At 35.7% G+C, this 14,175-nt stretch carries 17 protein-coding genes; 9 read left to right on the top strand and 8 right to left on the bottom strand.

The window, feature by feature from the left end; translation table 11 throughout:
* Positions 1-38: 38 nt before the first annotated feature.
* From IGK82_RS07900 to IGK82_RS07890, 3 genes are all read right to left on the bottom strand, one after another.
* Entirely contained in the window at positions 39-1,442 is a 1,404-nt protein-coding gene (locus tag IGK82_RS07900; protein WP_002357183.1) for a PTS galactitol transporter subunit IIC, read from the bottom strand.
* A gap of 94 nt (positions 1,443-1,536) precedes the next feature.
* The gene (locus IGK82_RS07895) at positions 1,537-1,839 is read right to left on the bottom strand and encodes a PTS fructose transporter subunit IIB (RefSeq protein ID WP_002357185.1); all 303 of its coding nucleotides are present in this window, start codon (positions 1,837-1,839) and stop codon (positions 1,537-1,539) included.
* Position 1,840: 1 nt separating this feature from the next.
* Positions 1,841-2,335, bottom strand: a complete 495-nt coding sequence (locus IGK82_RS07890) for a PTS sugar transporter subunit IIA (RefSeq protein WP_002357187.1) — start codon at positions 2,333-2,335, stop codon at positions 1,841-1,843.
* A 222-nt stretch (positions 2,336-2,557) separates the two neighbouring features.
* Here IGK82_RS07890 and lacA point away from each other — a divergent pair, with 222 nt between their 5' ends.
* Both lacA and lacB read left to right on the top strand, forming a co-directional pair.
* Complete coding sequence (gene lacA / locus IGK82_RS07885) at positions 2,558-2,986, top strand: galactose-6-phosphate isomerase subunit LacA (RefSeq protein ID WP_002357188.1); 429 nt, start codon at positions 2,558-2,560, stop codon at positions 2,984-2,986.
* Positions 2,987-3,011: 25 nt separating this feature from the next.
* Positions 3,012-3,527, top strand: a complete 516-nt coding sequence (lacB, locus tag IGK82_RS07880; protein ID WP_002410563.1) for a galactose-6-phosphate isomerase subunit LacB — start codon at positions 3,012-3,014, stop codon at positions 3,525-3,527.
* 245 nt (positions 3,528-3,772) lie between these two features.
* Here the strand turns inward: lacB and IGK82_RS07875 are convergent, their stop codons facing one another.
* The gene (locus tag IGK82_RS07875; protein ID WP_262223255.1) at positions 3,773-4,060 is read right to left on the bottom strand and encodes a hypothetical protein; all 288 of its coding nucleotides are present in this window, start codon (positions 4,058-4,060) and stop codon (positions 3,773-3,775) included.
* Between the two features lie 580 nt (positions 4,061-4,640).
* Here IGK82_RS07875 and IGK82_RS07870 point away from each other — a divergent pair.
* From IGK82_RS07870 to IGK82_RS07855, 4 genes are read left to right on the top strand one after another with little or no spacing between them, the layout of a single operon-like run.
* Positions 4,641-5,072 (top strand): PTS sugar transporter subunit IIA, encoded by a 432-nt coding sequence (locus tag IGK82_RS07870; RefSeq protein ID WP_002369242.1) that lies wholly within the window; start codon positions 4,641-4,643, stop codon positions 5,070-5,072.
* A gap of 14 nt (positions 5,073-5,086) precedes the next feature.
* Positions 5,087-5,584: a PTS system mannose/fructose/N-acetylgalactosamine-transporter subunit IIB gene (locus tag IGK82_RS07865; RefSeq protein ID WP_002357192.1), complete on the top strand. Its 498-nt coding sequence runs from the start codon at positions 5,087-5,089 to the stop codon at positions 5,582-5,584.
* A gap of 33 nt (positions 5,585-5,617) precedes the next feature.
* Positions 5,618-6,469, top strand: a complete 852-nt coding sequence (locus IGK82_RS07860; RefSeq protein WP_002357194.1) for a PTS mannose/fructose/sorbose/N-acetylgalactosamine transporter subunit IIC — start codon at positions 5,618-5,620, stop codon at positions 6,467-6,469.
* Positions 6,444-7,313 carry a PTS system mannose/fructose/sorbose family transporter subunit IID gene (locus IGK82_RS07855; RefSeq protein ID WP_002419912.1) on the top strand — a complete coding sequence of 290 codons (870 nt, stop codon included), beginning with the start codon at positions 6,444-6,446 and terminating at the stop codon, positions 7,311-7,313. The genes IGK82_RS07860 and IGK82_RS07855 overlap by 26 nt, the downstream gene beginning before the upstream one ends.
* Before the next feature lie 203 nt (positions 7,314-7,516).
* Here the strand turns inward: IGK82_RS07855 and larD are convergent, their stop codons facing one another.
* From larD to larA, 4 genes are read right to left on the bottom strand one after another with little or no spacing between them, the layout of a single operon-like run.
* Positions 7,517-8,227 (bottom strand): D/L-lactic acid transporter LarD, encoded by a 711-nt coding sequence (gene larD, locus IGK82_RS07850; RefSeq protein ID WP_002357197.1) that lies wholly within the window; start codon positions 8,225-8,227, stop codon positions 7,517-7,519.
* A 14-nt stretch (positions 8,228-8,241) separates the two neighbouring features.
* Positions 8,242-9,516 carry a nickel pincer cofactor biosynthesis protein LarC gene (gene larC, locus IGK82_RS07845; protein ID WP_002362001.1) on the bottom strand — a complete coding sequence of 425 codons (1,275 nt, stop codon included), beginning with the start codon at positions 9,514-9,516 and terminating at the stop codon, positions 8,242-8,244.
* Positions 9,513-10,256, bottom strand: a complete 744-nt coding sequence (gene larB, locus IGK82_RS07840) for a nickel pincer cofactor biosynthesis protein LarB (protein ID WP_010709509.1) — start codon at positions 10,254-10,256, stop codon at positions 9,513-9,515. The genes larC and larB overlap by 4 nt, the downstream gene beginning before the upstream one ends.
* Positions 10,257-10,293: 37 nt before the next feature.
* Entirely contained in the window at positions 10,294-11,568 is a 1,275-nt protein-coding gene (larA, locus tag IGK82_RS07835; protein ID WP_430605078.1) for a nickel-dependent lactate racemase, read from the bottom strand.
* Between the two features lie 159 nt (positions 11,569-11,727).
* On the opposite strand from larA, the gene IGK82_RS07830 reads away from it, so the two are divergent.
* From IGK82_RS07830 to IGK82_RS07820, 3 genes are read left to right on the top strand one after another with little or no spacing between them, the layout of a single operon-like run.
* Positions 11,728-12,384, top strand: coding sequence for a Crp/Fnr family transcriptional regulator (locus IGK82_RS07830; protein ID WP_002361998.1), 657 nt, complete (start codon positions 11,728-11,730; stop codon positions 12,382-12,384).
* 18 nt (positions 12,385-12,402) lie between these two features.
* Positions 12,403-13,389 (top strand): cobalt transporter CbiM, encoded by a 987-nt coding sequence (cbiM, locus tag IGK82_RS07825; RefSeq protein WP_002408836.1) that lies wholly within the window; start codon positions 12,403-12,405, stop codon positions 13,387-13,389.
* Positions 13,389-14,174 (top strand): energy-coupling factor transporter transmembrane component T family protein, encoded by a 786-nt coding sequence (locus IGK82_RS07820; protein ID WP_010709508.1) that lies wholly within the window; start codon positions 13,389-13,391, stop codon positions 14,172-14,174. Before cbiM ends, IGK82_RS07820 begins: the two co-directional genes overlap by 1 nt.
* Position 14,175: the final 1 nt, after the last annotated feature.

Here is a 14,175-nt window from a genome sequence, read left to right as displayed (position 1 = left end):
AGAAGAGGTGCAGATGCACCTCTTCTTTTTAGTTCCCCTTATTGAGCTTTTTGAGCATAAATAATATTTCGCTTCTTCATTTGTTTTGCATACCAAATGAAAATCAGTAGATAGGCGACTAGCGCCAGACATGCGTATAAAATAAATTCGAGTTGACCTTGTGATGCATTGCCGACTAAGTATCCTAAGAATTTTTCCATTGGCCCTTCCATGGTAGTATGTGAAATTAAAGTATTATTATTTAGACCCGCTGGGAAAGCGCCAACTTTTTTTGCGGTTTCGGTAACGAACGGTGCAATTAGGGTACCAGACCATAAGAACAAAGGTAATTCGATTGCTCCAATGATAATCATTCGGATGAGTTTACCTCTTGTAACTACTAGTAGAGCAGGGGTTACACCCATTGCAATAATTCCGCCAAGTGGTAAAAGTTTATTGCCAGGTAGGACAATGGCTTCTAATAGCATAATTGGAGCCAATACGTTAGCTGCTGCCCAGATTTCAGCACGACCAGCTAAGAAAGGCCAATCTAAACCAATATTAAGTGTACGCCCTTTTAATTTATTCGAAGCAAAATCAGTGATACCTTGTGATAAAGGCTCAACTGCAGCGATAAACCAAGTTCCAATTAAAGAGAATAGTTCCAAACAGACTGCAGCCGTAAAGGATAGAGAAAAAATTTGCGTGGGTGTTTGGCCAGCTAAAAGACCCACAAAAATCCCTAAGTAAATCCCGATGGCAAATTTTGATCCCCAAAAGCCAATTTTACTATTCAATTTGGCAGCGTCAAAATCGTATTTGTCTAACCAAGGAAAAAGCTTATCAAAAATTTTATCAAAAACCATAATGATTGGGTTCATCATATAGTTCATATGTGTGGTAGTCATAGGATTGGTATCTGGGGCGTTAAGTAAATCGTTAAACGTTGGTTTCATTAAGTCAGAATTGATAATTTTTAAAACACCTATGAAAATAACTAAGATTGTTGCAATTATTAAGTTTGCGCCACAAAAAATAGCAAATAAACCAACAATCGATAGATGCCAAATGTCGAAAATATCCACATCTAATGTGTTTGTTTTATTTAGAATTAACATAATGACATTGACAATCACCATAATTAAAAGAAAGTAAAGGGTGTAAGGAGATCCCCAAGTGATGGTGGCCAAAGGTGCCCAACCAACATCGGTAATATTTAAAGAAATTCCTGTACGTTCTACGAAAGAGGCCATTGCATCTGAGAAAGCAGTAGTTAAAATTCCTATAATAGCACTGATACCAGTTAAAGCAATTCCTAGTTTAAGACCACCTTCTAATGCGCGAGTGGGTTTTACCTTAAAACAAAGGGCAATCAGTGTTAAAACAATAGTCATTAAAGGAGCAGCACCTAAATCAATTAAAGGTTTAAAAATTGTATTTGCTAGGTCAATAATCGTATTCATTTATTTTCTCCTTCATAAGCTAAGATAACAAAATTTTTATCTTAGTTTTGTTAGTGTTGACAGTGAAGCGTAAGTAATTAGTCTGAAAAGGAAATCATTTGTTTAAAGAGTGAATGATACTTTCCATTTGTTGATAAACAGGTTCAGCCATTGCTGGAATTCGATAAAGAATTGCGCCTGCATCAACTACAGGAATCGTGATTGGGAAACCCAAATCTGTTTTGGCGATTTGGGCGAAAATATCATAATGGGATAGCATCTCTTGATTGATATCTTTAATCATTACGGCATCGCAAGAAACTTGGTAGCCTCTTTTTGATAATTCTGTTTCTAATGCAGATTTGATTTGATGGCTAGAGTTTACCCCAGCCCCACATGCAGCTAAAATTTTAATCATGTTAAATCTCTCCTTTAAAATTTTTTTGTAAAAAACGATAAACTTCTTCTTTATCTTCACATTGAAAAAAAGCCAATAGTGATGAACGGTCTGTCGTGTTAATAAAATCCATGATAGTCGCTAAAAGACCCGTTTGTTCAATACCGTTTTCATTTAAAATCATGAAAAGAAAGGAAACAGAGAGCGTTTCATCTGGGATAATCATGTTATGAAATGATAAGGATTGTTTCAATTTAATCGGGATAATTCTTGTCGTCCGTACAAAGGTACTTTCGGTATGCGGAATGGCGATATTCGGTAGTGCAGGATCAATCGGTGTTAAACTTAAACCAGTCGGATAGTTGTGTTCTCGTTCCAATAAATTAGTTAGAAAATCAGGTGTAACTAATTTCTTTTTTAACAAGTCTAAATAAACTTCTTCAAAAACTTCTTCTTGTGTTTTTTTGTTTGAAATATAGGTAGTATCTAATGAAAAAATCGATGTTTTAATAACCATAGAACCCCTCGTTTCTTTAATATATTATTATTTATTTACAAGTATAATATAAAACGCTTTCAAAAAGATGTCAACACAATATTAAACAATAATAAACAAAAAAGAAAATATATGTTGAATAAAGTTCGATATTGTTTTATTATGTTTTCGAGAAGGGGATTTGAGTTTAAAGAAAGGGACAGAATTTTAATAGTAGATACACGAGGTAAGGAGGAAAACAAAATGCGTGTCATACTTGGTTCAGATTTAGATGGAATAAAATTAAAAGCAGAAATGAAACAATACTTATTGCAAGAAAAAGTTGAGGTAATCGATAAAAGTGAAAGTGCTTCGGAAGACTTTATAGAAGCAACGCTTGCTGTTGCTCATGAAGTTTTAAAGGATACTGAAAGTTTAGGAATCGTTTTTGATGGTTATGGGGCAGGTAGTTTTATGACTGCTGCTAAAATTAAAGGAATGATTGTCGCTGAATTGTCAGATGAGCGTTCTGCATATATGGCGCGAGAACACAACAATGCTCGGATGATCACGGTGGGCGCAAAAATTGTTGGAACGGAACTAGCCAAAAACATAATAAAAGAATTCTTAACAGGTCATTATGCAGGCGGGCGTCATCAAATACGTGTAGATATGTTAAATAAAATGGCTTAACAAATAATAGAAAGGAAGTGTTTTTATGAAAATTGCCATTGGTTGTGATCATATTGTGACGGATACCAAAATAGCAGTTTCTGATTTTTTGAAAGCAAAGGGATATGAAATTTTAGATGTAGGCACGTATGATTTTACTCGAACTCACTATCCTATTTTCGGAAAAAAAGTGGGAGAAGCCGTAATGAGCAATCAGGCTGATTTGGGTATATGTATTTGCGGAACAGGCGTTGGAATTAACAATGCGGTTAACAAAGTGCCGGGTATCCGTTCTGCTTTAGTTCGCGATATGACTACAGCGTTGTATGCGAAAGAAGAATTGAACGCAAATGTTATTGGTTTCGGTGGGAAAATAACAGGAGAATTCTTGATCTGTGATATCGCTGCTGCCTTTATTGAAGCACACTATCATCCAACAGAAGACAACGAACAACTAATTGAAAAAATTAATCAAGTTGAAAAACAACATCCAGAACAACAAGATGCGCACTTTTTCGATGAATTTTTAGATAAATGGCAACGAGGAGCCTATCATGATTAGTACGTAATCAATGAGGGTTACTTAAGAAAGCGGTCTTAAATAATAATCATTGGTATTTGAGTTAAATTCCCCTTCATTAATTTTTATTGCTGTTTTAATGTGGCACTGTAAAGAGCATTATTAAGAAAAAGAAGTAACAAAGGAACAAATTGAAGGCTATACAGGTAACCATAAAAAGTACACGAGTTCTTTTCTCGTGTACTTTTTATGGTTTCGCTGCTTGTTTTATTTTAGTAATTATTTTTCTATAAAAATAGTCCCAGAATTATTAAAATAATCCCGATAACTAAACTGCCGATGCCAGAAGCCGTACCATATTTTTTATCTAAATTTATATCAGTAGTATTTTTAGGAATCAAGTTTGAGAAAAAATAAAATTTTTTTACCAAGATTAGATATGCAACAAGTAAAAGTAATAATCCTAAGAGAAGATAACTAAGATTTTCAGCTAATAAATCTAGATGAGCTAATAACAATATCCCCAAAAAGAGGCCTACCAATCCATATTTCATCGTTTTTTCTTTTGCTGACATATAAACATCCCTACTTTACTTTTTAATTTATTAAGAGCATAAAACCATAGATTCGATATAAGTTCATTTTGTTGTATCCAAAAGAGCATGACCTGGAATGACCTATATAATTAGAAAATTGGAGTGATATATAGTTATTTTACCATAGCTTAAATGAGTTGATTAACTCCGAATAATGTACAACTATGTACACCTATTGTGGGTGGAATGTGTGTTGGGACTTTGCTAACCTAATAGTTGAAAAAATGAATCAATAAATTTAGAAAAGGGACTATTCAAAAGAAACTTTTTTGGGAATTGCTATATTATTTATTTTTTTAAGCGTAATCAACTAAATGTTTTTATGGATAAAGAAAGTCATTGTTCCTTGTCATCAAGCTACAACAGCCAAATTCATTAGAATTTTTTTAGTGAATGACTTTAATTTTAGAAAGGTACTGTTGTTAAACATTCATGCTATCAAAGGAGTGTGAGGCGAACGAAGCAAGTATTTTCATTTTATAAAAGTTGTATTATGGACTCTTAAAAAGAGGTGATTTAAAAAATTTTGAAGTGGAAATGTTAAGAAAGGAGAGAGGAAATGACTTATTTAGTTCTGGTCAGTCATGGCGATTTTGCTAGAGGGTTAAAAAATTCATTAGGGATGTTTGCTGGCGATGAGATAGAGAAAGTCAGAGTGTTTGGCTTACAACCTGGTGAATCTACCGATAATTTTGGTAAGCGGTTTCTTTGTGAAGTTGAAAAATTACCGCAGGAAACGAGGCTAATCGTTTTGGCTGATATTGTAGGTGGGAGTCCACTTGCTACTATTTGTAAAGTATTAGATAAGCAAAAAATGCTAGAAAATTCTCTGATTGTTGGAGGAGTGAATTTTCCAATGGCTTTAAATGCGCTTCTATTGAAAGAAACTAGTGAATTATCTGATTTGAAAAAAATGATAGTAGCAGATGCTTGTCATGGCATTAGAGAGTTAACTATAACTGAAGGCGATGTAACTGAAGAGGATATCTAAAGGAGAAGATGAACATGTCAATTTCTTTTGTTCGAATCGATGATCGAATGATTCATGGCTTAATTACTTTACGTTGGACTAAAGAAATGCCATGTGATGGCATTATAGCTGTGAATGACAAAGCAGCAAGTAACCCCATTTTAAAGGAAGCATATAAAGCAGCTGCACAAGATAAAAAAACCTTTATTTGGACAATGGCGCATTTTTTTGATGTAAAGGATAAAGTATTAGCGTCTAAGTCAAAATACTTTTTGATTACAAAGAGCCCTTTGGATATGAAAAAAATTTTGGTAGATTGGCATTTTGTTCCAAGTGAAGTAAAAATGATTAATGTTGGACCGGGGAATGATCGCGAAGGGACAATTAAATTAGGGGATAACCAATCCTTTACAGCAGAAGAAGCAGCGGCTTTTGAAGAAATTGAAAAGGCTGGTTACAAAGTGGATTTTGCCTTGTTACCTGATCAACGAATTGGTTCTTGGGCGCATTTTAAAGCTAAATTTGGTTACTGATTCTAGAAGTTTTGAAAAGAGGAGAGTAGTATTATGACAATCAACTGGATACAAGCGGCTATTTTAGGCCTATTTGCTTGTCTGTGTTCAAATTCTTGTATGGCTGGACAAGCGGTGGGAAATTATACGATTGGGCGTCCTTTAGTCGGCGGATTAGTTTGTGGCATTATTTTAGGAGATTTAAAATTAGGAATCGCTTGTGGCGTAGCAATGCAATTAGTTTACATTGCTTTGGTCACACCTGGAGGCACAGTGTCTGCTGATGTGCGGGCAATTTCATATATCGGGATTCCTTTGGCGATGGTGGCGATTTCGACCAAAGGGTTAGATCCACTTGGCGGCTCTGCAGCCGACCTGGCTAAATCGGTCGGCACATTAGTTGGAACGATCGGAACGGTATTATTTTATTCTGTTGCCGCGTTAAATTTAGTTTGGCAATCGTTTGGTTGGAAAGATATAAAAAAAGGCAAGCTTGATCATTTATATGCCATTAATTTTGGTTGGCCGTGGATTTCTCATCTACTTTTTTCCTTTTTGCCAACCGTGATTTTAACCTATTTTGGGGCTACGGCTGTTACAGCAATGAGAGATGCATTACCTATGGATGGTCTTGCAATGAAAACGCTTTTTACTGTAGGTGGCATGCTTCCGTGTGTGGGAATTGCAATTTTGTTACGTCAAATTGTTAATAAGAACATTGATTTTGTACCTTTTTTTGTAGGGTTCACATTAGCTGCTTCATTAAAACTCAATTTAGTCTCAATAACGATTATTGCGCTTCTTTTTGCTGTAATTTTTTATAAAATTGCTTTGATTAAAAACAATACTAAACTGGTTGATTCAACAGGAAGTCTAACGAATGATGACGAAGAGGAGGACATATGAGATGGAAGAGTTGAAAGCAAATAAATTAGACCAAAAAACGTTAAAGCATTCTTTTCATTTATGGTTTTGGGGAGCATTAACTTGTTTTTCACAACAGCATATGCAAACCTTCGGCTATCTTTCTTCAATGCTTCCTATTATCAAAAAACTTTATCCAAAACATGAAGACCAAGTGAAAGCCATTCAAGCATATACAGCTTTTTTTAACACAAATCCAATGCTTGGAACGGTCATTGTTGGTGTGACTGCTAGTATGGAAGAGGCTAGAGCAAGTAAGAATGAAATTGATGGAGAAACCATTAATGATATGAGGGCAGGATTAATGGGACCGATTGCAGGGATTGGCGATTCATTAGTTGATGGTACCTTGATTCCTATCTTGTTAGGAATTTCCTTAGGAATGTCCACGGGCGGTTCGCCAATTGGTGCCATATTTTATATTATTGTTTGGACGTTAATTTCCTATTTTGGCCAACGCTTTTTGTATTTTAGAGGCTATCATTTTGGCGATAAAGCAGTAAGTTTCTTAGTTGGGAAAGAAGGAGCCGCCGTTAGAGTTGCTATCGGAGTTATTGGTAGTATGGTTGTCGGTGGGGTCCTTGCATCTTGGGTAAATGTGACTACTTCTTTTAAATTAATAGGTGCTGACGGAAAAGTTTTCCTTAAACTGCAAGATAAAATTGACAGTATTTATCCAGGATTATTAACGATACTTGTTACCTTGTTTTGTTGGTGGTTAATGTCCAAAAAACATGTTTCCGCTATTTGGACGATGCTTATTTTAGTTGTTATTTCTCTCGTTGGCGTTTTATTAGGTGTTTTCAATCCAGGATTAACTTACTGAACAATCACCAAAAAGGACTCTAGCTGTTAGAGCAAACTGACTTTTGCATAAAAACGATAACGAAAAAGCTAATAAATTAAATTCTTACTCTCTAAGACACAGAAAAAGTCTTGTGATTAAAATAAAAATATATAAAATAGAAGAAATTTAGAGACTAGCTTCTATTTTATATATTTTTTTGTTTTAGAAATTTAGTTGGTTTATTAGAATTTTAGGAAAAATTTTACGAAAAGTGTCGCAAAAATGGCTCCTAAAAACGGTGCAGTTCCGGGAACAATCAACCCATATTGCCAATCATTATTGGTTTTATTTTTGATTGGTAAAAGTTGATAGGCGATACGAGGACCTAAATCACGTGCTTGATTCATTGCGAATCCTGTAGTACCACCTAGCCCCATGCCGATTGCCCAAACGAGCAAGCCAACAGCAATGGGTAGTTGTGTTTCGTAGGAATGTGCAATCGCTAAAATAGATGTTAAAAAAATGAATGTTGCAAAAGTTTCAACAAAATAGTTTCTTGGTAAATTTCGTTGGTTCGGATTTGTAGAAAAAATATTACGAATAGCGATTGGATCGACACTATCGGCGGATAGCTTGAAATGATCAGCATACATAATATAAACAATGACGGCGCCACAAATGCCGCCTAACATTTCAGCGATGACATAGGGAATGAAGTAAGACCATGGAATCATTCCTAAAATAGCTTGAGCGAGGGCCATTGCTGGATTAATACAGACTCCGCCAAAGACGAACAGAACAACAGAGATTCCAAAAGCCCAAGTAGTGATTGCAAACATGTGACCAGAACCAGCGTATTTTGTTCGTTTTAGGACATCGTCGCAGTGAACACCTACCCCAAATACGATCATTAATGCAGTTCCCATAAATTCTGATAAGATATGATGAAACATAAGATAAAGCTCCTTTAATCAATAGTTTTGTTATTTAATGTTTGGACGAGGCGATAGACTTCCTCAATTGTAAAATTATATTGTTTAGCAATTCGTTCACAATCTTGGTATTCAATAGACTCTTTCAATAGGCCATGATAATGATTTTTTTTAATATGGACCTTACCAAAAGGTGTTTCCAAGATTTTGAAAGAACGGTCCATCACACTACGTTCCATTGTTTGAAAACGCATACCAATTGTAGAAGTATGTTTAAAGAGTAGTTCTGTAAAATATTCTTTTTCCTCTGTTGTTGTTAAAACCGTTAATAGAATGGCACTTCGGTTTTTTTTCATATGAATGGGCGTGAAAAAAACATCTAGAGCACCATGTTCCAATAATAGATCCATTACGTAACCTAACTGTTCAGGAGTTTGATTGTCTATATTTGTTTCAATTTTTAAAACTTGGTCATGGTGTTCTGTCCTCTTTTTTTTACTATGTGTTTCAGTAAAGATCGATCCTCTGAGGGCATTGAACTTGCCTGTTTCTCGTTTGCCAAATCCGTAACCTATTTTTTCAATTAATCGTTGTTCTGGTGCGACAAATAGAGGACTAAGTTCTTTAAAAATAGCTAAGCCAGTCGGTGTGACAAGTTCAGTTTTTATCTCAAAGTCTTGTTGAATGATTAAATTCGTTTCTTTACGTAATTCCATCACCGCAGGAACTGGTATTGGCATGACTCCATGGGCAATTGTGATAGTGCCACTTCCATCTGTAATTGGCGTTGAATAGACTTGTTCAATCTCTAACTGTTCCCATAAGATAAAAAAGCCAACGATGTCAACAATTGAATCAATTGCTCCAACTTCATGAAAATGAATAGTGTCAATTGTTTGTTGATGAACAGCAGCTTCAGCTTTTGCAATGTCATAGAAAACATTTTTACTATGTTTTTTTACAAAATTGGACAAGTCGCTTTTTTCAATTAATGTATAAATATCTTTTAAATTTCTAGAATGGCTATGATGATGTGCATGTTCTTTCGTTTCATGATGTTCATTTTCGTGGTGAGGAGAGAGACTGTGTTTTATACCGTAATCCTTTTTTCCATGTTGTAGGAGAACATCGAAATCTGTTCCGTAAATACAACTTTTAGCAATTCGTTGGGCTTGAATGGTGAACCCATCGATGGGAAGTTTTTTTAATTCGATTAACAGTTTGTTTAAATCCCCGCCTAAGTCAAGCAACAATCCATTTAACATATCACCACTAAGACCAGAAAATGGTTCTAAAAATAAGCTTTTCATAGTGAAGACTCCTTTATTTGATTAATCATACTTGCATTATAAGCGGCACCAAACCCGTTATCTATGTTGACTACACTAACGCCAGAGGAACAACTATTTAGCATTCCTAAAAGAGCAGTCAGTCCTTGGAAATTGCTGCCGTAGCCTATGCTAGTAGGGACGGCAATCACTGGCACGCTAATTAGTCCGCCTAGCACGGACACCAGTGCGCCTTCCATGCCTGCAATCACAATAACCGCCGAAGCCTGTTGAATCTCATCTAGGTGAGCGAACAAACGATGAATGCCAGAAACGCCTACATCATAGATACGTTTTATTTGATTCCCGAAAGTTTCTGCAGTGATTGCTGCTTCTTCAGCAACGGACATGTCTGACGTTCCAGCAGTAACTATCGCAATATAGTTTTTTGTTGTAGTCTCCATTTGGTTGATAACGAAACAACGTGCAAGTTCATAGTAGGTTCCATGAGGAAAGTTCGACTCTAAAGGCTGGGCTTTTTGTTGTGAAACGCGAGTAACTAAAATTGTATTGTTTTCTTTTCTTAAGCTATTGATAATTTTGATGAGTTGCTCAATTGTTTTCCCTTCCCCATAAACGACTTCTGGATAACCAGTTCTTTCTTTACGCTGCGTATCAATTTTTGCAAAGTCTAATTCGCAAAAGCCATTTAATTTGTTTGTTGCTTCTTCTAAAGATAATTTTCCCTCTTTAAAAGCTCCTAAAATTTCTTTCGGTTGCATAATACAACGCTCCTTATTCCTGATTTCTCAAGGATCATTATTCTACAATGACAGACAAGCCATCTCGAATCACAGTCACTTTTGCATTTAGACCTTCTCTTTCAAATGCTCGCTCTAACGCTTCATCAAACGTTTTTGCTATTTCCATATGCATCGAAGTGATAAGCTCAGGATCAACAAGATCTGAAACAAAAATTATATGATGATGAACTAAAATTCGCGCTAAAATTTGCGAAGTCCATTGATCTGGCACGGTTTCTAATCGTGGTGTATGGATGGCTGCTTCTAAAAATTCGTTTGGATTTTTAACATTGGCAATATTTTCATAAAAACCTTCACCACCGTGACCATCACGACACCCAGCGACCATAATAATGACACCGCCGTCTTTATTGATTGCTTCTGCAGCGGTCATCCCTTTAACTGCTTGATAAATGTTTTGATCAAGTGGAAATCCGCCATTCGTTGAAACCGCAATGTCGCAAGGTATTTTTTTGACACGGGCAATTTCTTTTACAAAGTTACAACCAACTTTATGCGCTTCAACCATATCACCTGCGAAGGAACCAATAATTTTTTTGTCACCATCTAAAACGACATTAACAATAAAAGCTAGATTCGCTTTAGCGGCAGCGTAGACCATATCATTATGAATCGGATTATCCGTTAAATTTCCTGTCCGTGAGTTGGAGGAATCAATAAATTCTCCAGAATGGTTAGCCATGATGGTTTTATAAGAAGCAATTCCAGGTAAAACAGATTTACGTCCACCAGAAAATCCTGCAAAAAAGTGTGATTCAATAAACCCTTCGGCCAGCAGTAAATCTGCTTCTGCTGCAATGCGATTAATGATACAATCGCCCCCTGAAGGTAGTTGACCGATTTTGACCATTGAGGAATCATCAGTAGAGATATGCATAACGATTTCTTCATTCTCTACAATCGCTTTACCATATTTGCTAATCAGTTCTTCTCGTGTAGAAGGGCGATGAAAGCCTGTAGCAACTAAAATCCGGATTCTAGCTGTTTTGTTCACTGAACGAATTCTACGCAAAATAATTGGGGTGATAATATGTGAAGGAACGGGACGTGTGTGATCGGAACTAATGAGGACAATGTCTTTTTTACCCTTAGCTAATTCTTCTAATGGAAGGCTTCCAATAGGATTGTCCAGCGATTTTTCGACTGTTTCTTTCTCAGTATATGGATTTGAAAAATGTTCAGCTTTTGATTCGAGAAGCCCAATAAAATTTTTATCGGGAATTCTTGCAGTAATCATTTTCTTGTCATAAGGTAGGTTAATTTCTACCATAGCAATCATCTCCTAAGTAATATTTTACGAGACTAAGTATAATGAAATTTAGGAATCACACAGTCCTTATTGTGGGTAACATTTGCTAACAAAAGGTTGGTGAGAGTGTTTATAATAGTTAACGAATCAAACAGAAACTTAGTCAAAGGAGTGACAATTATGGAGTCAGATTATCTTACAGCTTTCTTAGATAGAAAGAAGACACCGATTATCAAAAAAAAACGCCATACTTATCTCGCTTATCATGGATTGGAGGAAGCGTACACCTATGTATTAAAGAAAGGGGTCGTTAAGACGAGTATTATTTTAAAGGATGGACGAGAATTTAATCTGTCGTATATTGTGTCTCCTGACATTATTTCATTGTTACGTGATGAAGTATCAAATTATACATCTGCTCCTTTTAATATCCGCATTGAGTCGGAAGAGGCTAGCTTTTATCGGATACCAAGGACTGTATTTTGGGAATATGTTAGAGAAGATGCTGTTCTTCAAGATTATGTACGGGATTACTACCGAGCAAAATTATCGGAGAGTATCAGTTCCTTACAGAATATGACAATGAATGGTAAGAAAGGGGCTGTTTGTACTTTTATTTACCAATTAATTGATTTGTTTGGTGTACAGACAGAGGAAGGAATATTAATTGATTTTCAAGTAACTAATGAGGATATTGCGGGGTTTTGCGGGATTTCAACGAGAAATAGCGTAAACCGAATTATCCATGATTTAAAAGAGGAAAAAGTCATCGATATCAAAAAACAAAAAATTGTGATTTACGATCAAAGTTATTTAGCTGATTATATTGATCGATAAGATAGGAGTCTGACGAACATGCATATTCCAGAAAATTATTTAAGCCCACAAACTTGCGCAGTGATGGGCGCGATTATGGTACCTGTCTGGTACCGCGCGGTAAAAAAAGTTGACGTTCAAATTAAATTAAAAAAAGATACAGGGACCATGTTAGGGATTTCCTCCTCCTTGTCATTTTTAATAATGATGTTTAATTTGCCAGTACCTGGTGGAACAACTGCGCACGCTGTTGGGGCTGTTCTCATCGCATTATTGATGGGACCTTGGGCCGCGACGCTGTCTGTTTCGGTGGCTTTACTATTACAGGCTTGTTTATTTGGTGATGGTGGTATATTGGCTTTTGGTGCAAACGCCTTTTCTATGGCGTTTGTGATGCCATTCGTGGGATATGGAGTTTATAAGCTAGTTACGCGTGTAAAAAAATTTGAAACAATGGGTCTTTTCTTAGCTGGGTATCTTGGTGTAAATGTTGCGGCACTTTCTACTTCTGTATTATTAGGTATCCAACCCTTACTATTCCATGAAGCGAATGGTACGCCACTTTATAACCCATATGGTCTTTCTATAACTATACCAGCAATGATGAGTGTCCATCTGTTAGTAATAGGAATTGTTGAAGGTCTCTTCACCGTGTGTGTCTATAATTTTGTAAAAAGTGTGTCAAAAGATGCAATTTTTATCGAAGAAAAGAAGAAAAGGACTCCGTTGTTGCGATTAAAGAGACTGTTATTGGTCATGGTAATTTTATGTCCATTAGGTTTGATTGATCATGCCACCGCTTGGGGTGAATGGGATTTATCTGAATTAGTTAAGAATTTAAAACAGAATCATTTGCCTGCGGTACAACCAAAAGGTATGGTGAATGGTTTTTCATTTCATGCACTTTTCAGTGATTACTTTATTCCAGGACTGCCATTAGCACTTGGGTATATTTTAAGTGGCGTAACAGCCATAATCGTTTTTTTACTCATTTTTCGTTTATTTAATGGAAGAAGGCAAAGTTGATGCCTGAATGGATGAAAGAATCTTCCACGTCCTTTGAACCTAATAAAAAAGAAACCTTTATGCTTAAAAATCGAAAAGGAATCCTTTTTTTATTAAATAAATTTCAGGTGAGTGGGAAACGCAATAAGACTATTCTCAGTGATATACACCCAGCAATTCAACTGATCAGTACTTTTTTACTAATTGTTTTAATCAGCACAACACAAAAAGTTCTTGTTTTGTGGCTCTTAGGCATCTACCTAGGCATGTTACTTTTAGTTGAAAAACCAACTATTCTACGAAACATTGTCAAAAAAGCTAGTATCCTCATTTTGATGCCGCTGATTATCTATTTACCGATCTTTTTTTTAGGTCAATTTAGTTTATTATTTATTGTTCATTTGTTTTTTTTAGCCATAGCGATTAGTCAATATATGGAAACAACCAACATGAATCAATTTATAGCAGCATTAAAAATCTTTCATTTTCCGAATATAATACTTTTACAATTAGATATTACGATTAAATATATCTTTTTCTTTGGAAATCTCTTAATCCAACTGCTTGCCGCTGTAGAAGCTAGAGCAGTTGGTGGGAATATCCAGTTGAGTACGGGTAGTAATTTAATCAGTCTTATTTCTTTAAAATCTTTTACGTATGGGAAAAAGTTGGACATGGTGATGGAAGCAAGAGGATATACTGGTCAATATTATCGAGTAAAGCAACCATTAAAAACGAAAGATTTTTTGGTTAGTATTGTCTATCTTTTATTTTTCGGGGGGTTGCTTTATTTAGGGAGGAACTAAT

It is taken from the genome of Enterococcus sp. AZ197 (genome assembly GCF_050556405.1).
Lineage (GTDB): Bacteria > Bacillota > Bacilli > Lactobacillales > Enterococcaceae > Enterococcus > Enterococcus faecalis.
This window is presented reverse-complemented; position numbering and strand designations above follow the sequence as displayed.

Coding starts and splice junctions, on each gene's coding strand:
- IGK82_RS07820 (WP_010709508.1), top strand. CDS start 13,389: ATGCCTGAATGGATGAAAGAATCTTCCACGTCCTTTGAACCTAATAAA.
- IGK82_RS07890 (WP_002357187.1), bottom strand. CDS start 2,335: ATGGTTATTAAAACATCGATTTTTTCATTAGATACTACCTATATTTCA.
- cbiM (WP_002408836.1), top strand. CDS start 12,403: ATGCATATTCCAGAAAATTATTTAAGCCCACAAACTTGCGCAGTGATG.
- larD (WP_002357197.1), bottom strand. CDS start 8,227: ATGTTTCATCATATCTTATCAGAATTTATGGGAACTGCATTAATGATC.
- IGK82_RS07865 (WP_002357192.1), top strand. CDS start 5,087: ATGTCAATTTCTTTTGTTCGAATCGATGATCGAATGATTCATGGCTTA.
- IGK82_RS07895 (WP_002357185.1), bottom strand. CDS start 1,839: ATGATTAAAATTTTAGCTGCATGTGGGGCTGGGGTAAACTCTAGCCAT.
- lacA (WP_002357188.1), top strand. CDS start 2,558: ATGCGTGTCATACTTGGTTCAGATTTAGATGGAATAAAATTAAAAGCA.
- IGK82_RS07855 (WP_002419912.1), top strand. CDS start 6,444: ATGATGACGAAGAGGAGGACATATGAGATGGAAGAGTTGAAAGCAAAT.
- larA (WP_430605078.1), bottom strand. CDS start 11,568: ATGGTAGAAATTAACCTACCTTATGACAAGAAAATGATTACTGCAAGA.
- larC (WP_002362001.1), bottom strand. CDS start 9,516: ATGAAAAGCTTATTTTTAGAACCATTTTCTGGTCTTAGTGGTGATATG.
- IGK82_RS07875 (WP_262223255.1), bottom strand. CDS start 4,060: ATGTCAGCAAAAGAAAAAACGATGAAATATGGATTGGTAGGCCTCTTT.
- IGK82_RS07860 (WP_002357194.1), top strand. CDS start 5,618: ATGACAATCAACTGGATACAAGCGGCTATTTTAGGCCTATTTGCTTGT.
- IGK82_RS07830 (WP_002361998.1), top strand. CDS start 11,728: ATGGAGTCAGATTATCTTACAGCTTTCTTAGATAGAAAGAAGACACCG.
- IGK82_RS07870 (WP_002369242.1), top strand. CDS start 4,641: ATGACTTATTTAGTTCTGGTCAGTCATGGCGATTTTGCTAGAGGGTTA.
- lacB (WP_002410563.1), top strand. CDS start 3,012: ATGAAAATTGCCATTGGTTGTGATCATATTGTGACGGATACCAAAATA.
- larB (WP_010709509.1), bottom strand. CDS start 10,256: ATGCAACCGAAAGAAATTTTAGGAGCTTTTAAAGAGGGAAAATTATCT.
- IGK82_RS07900 (WP_002357183.1), bottom strand. CDS start 1,442: ATGAATACGATTATTGACCTAGCAAATACAATTTTTAAACCTTTAATT.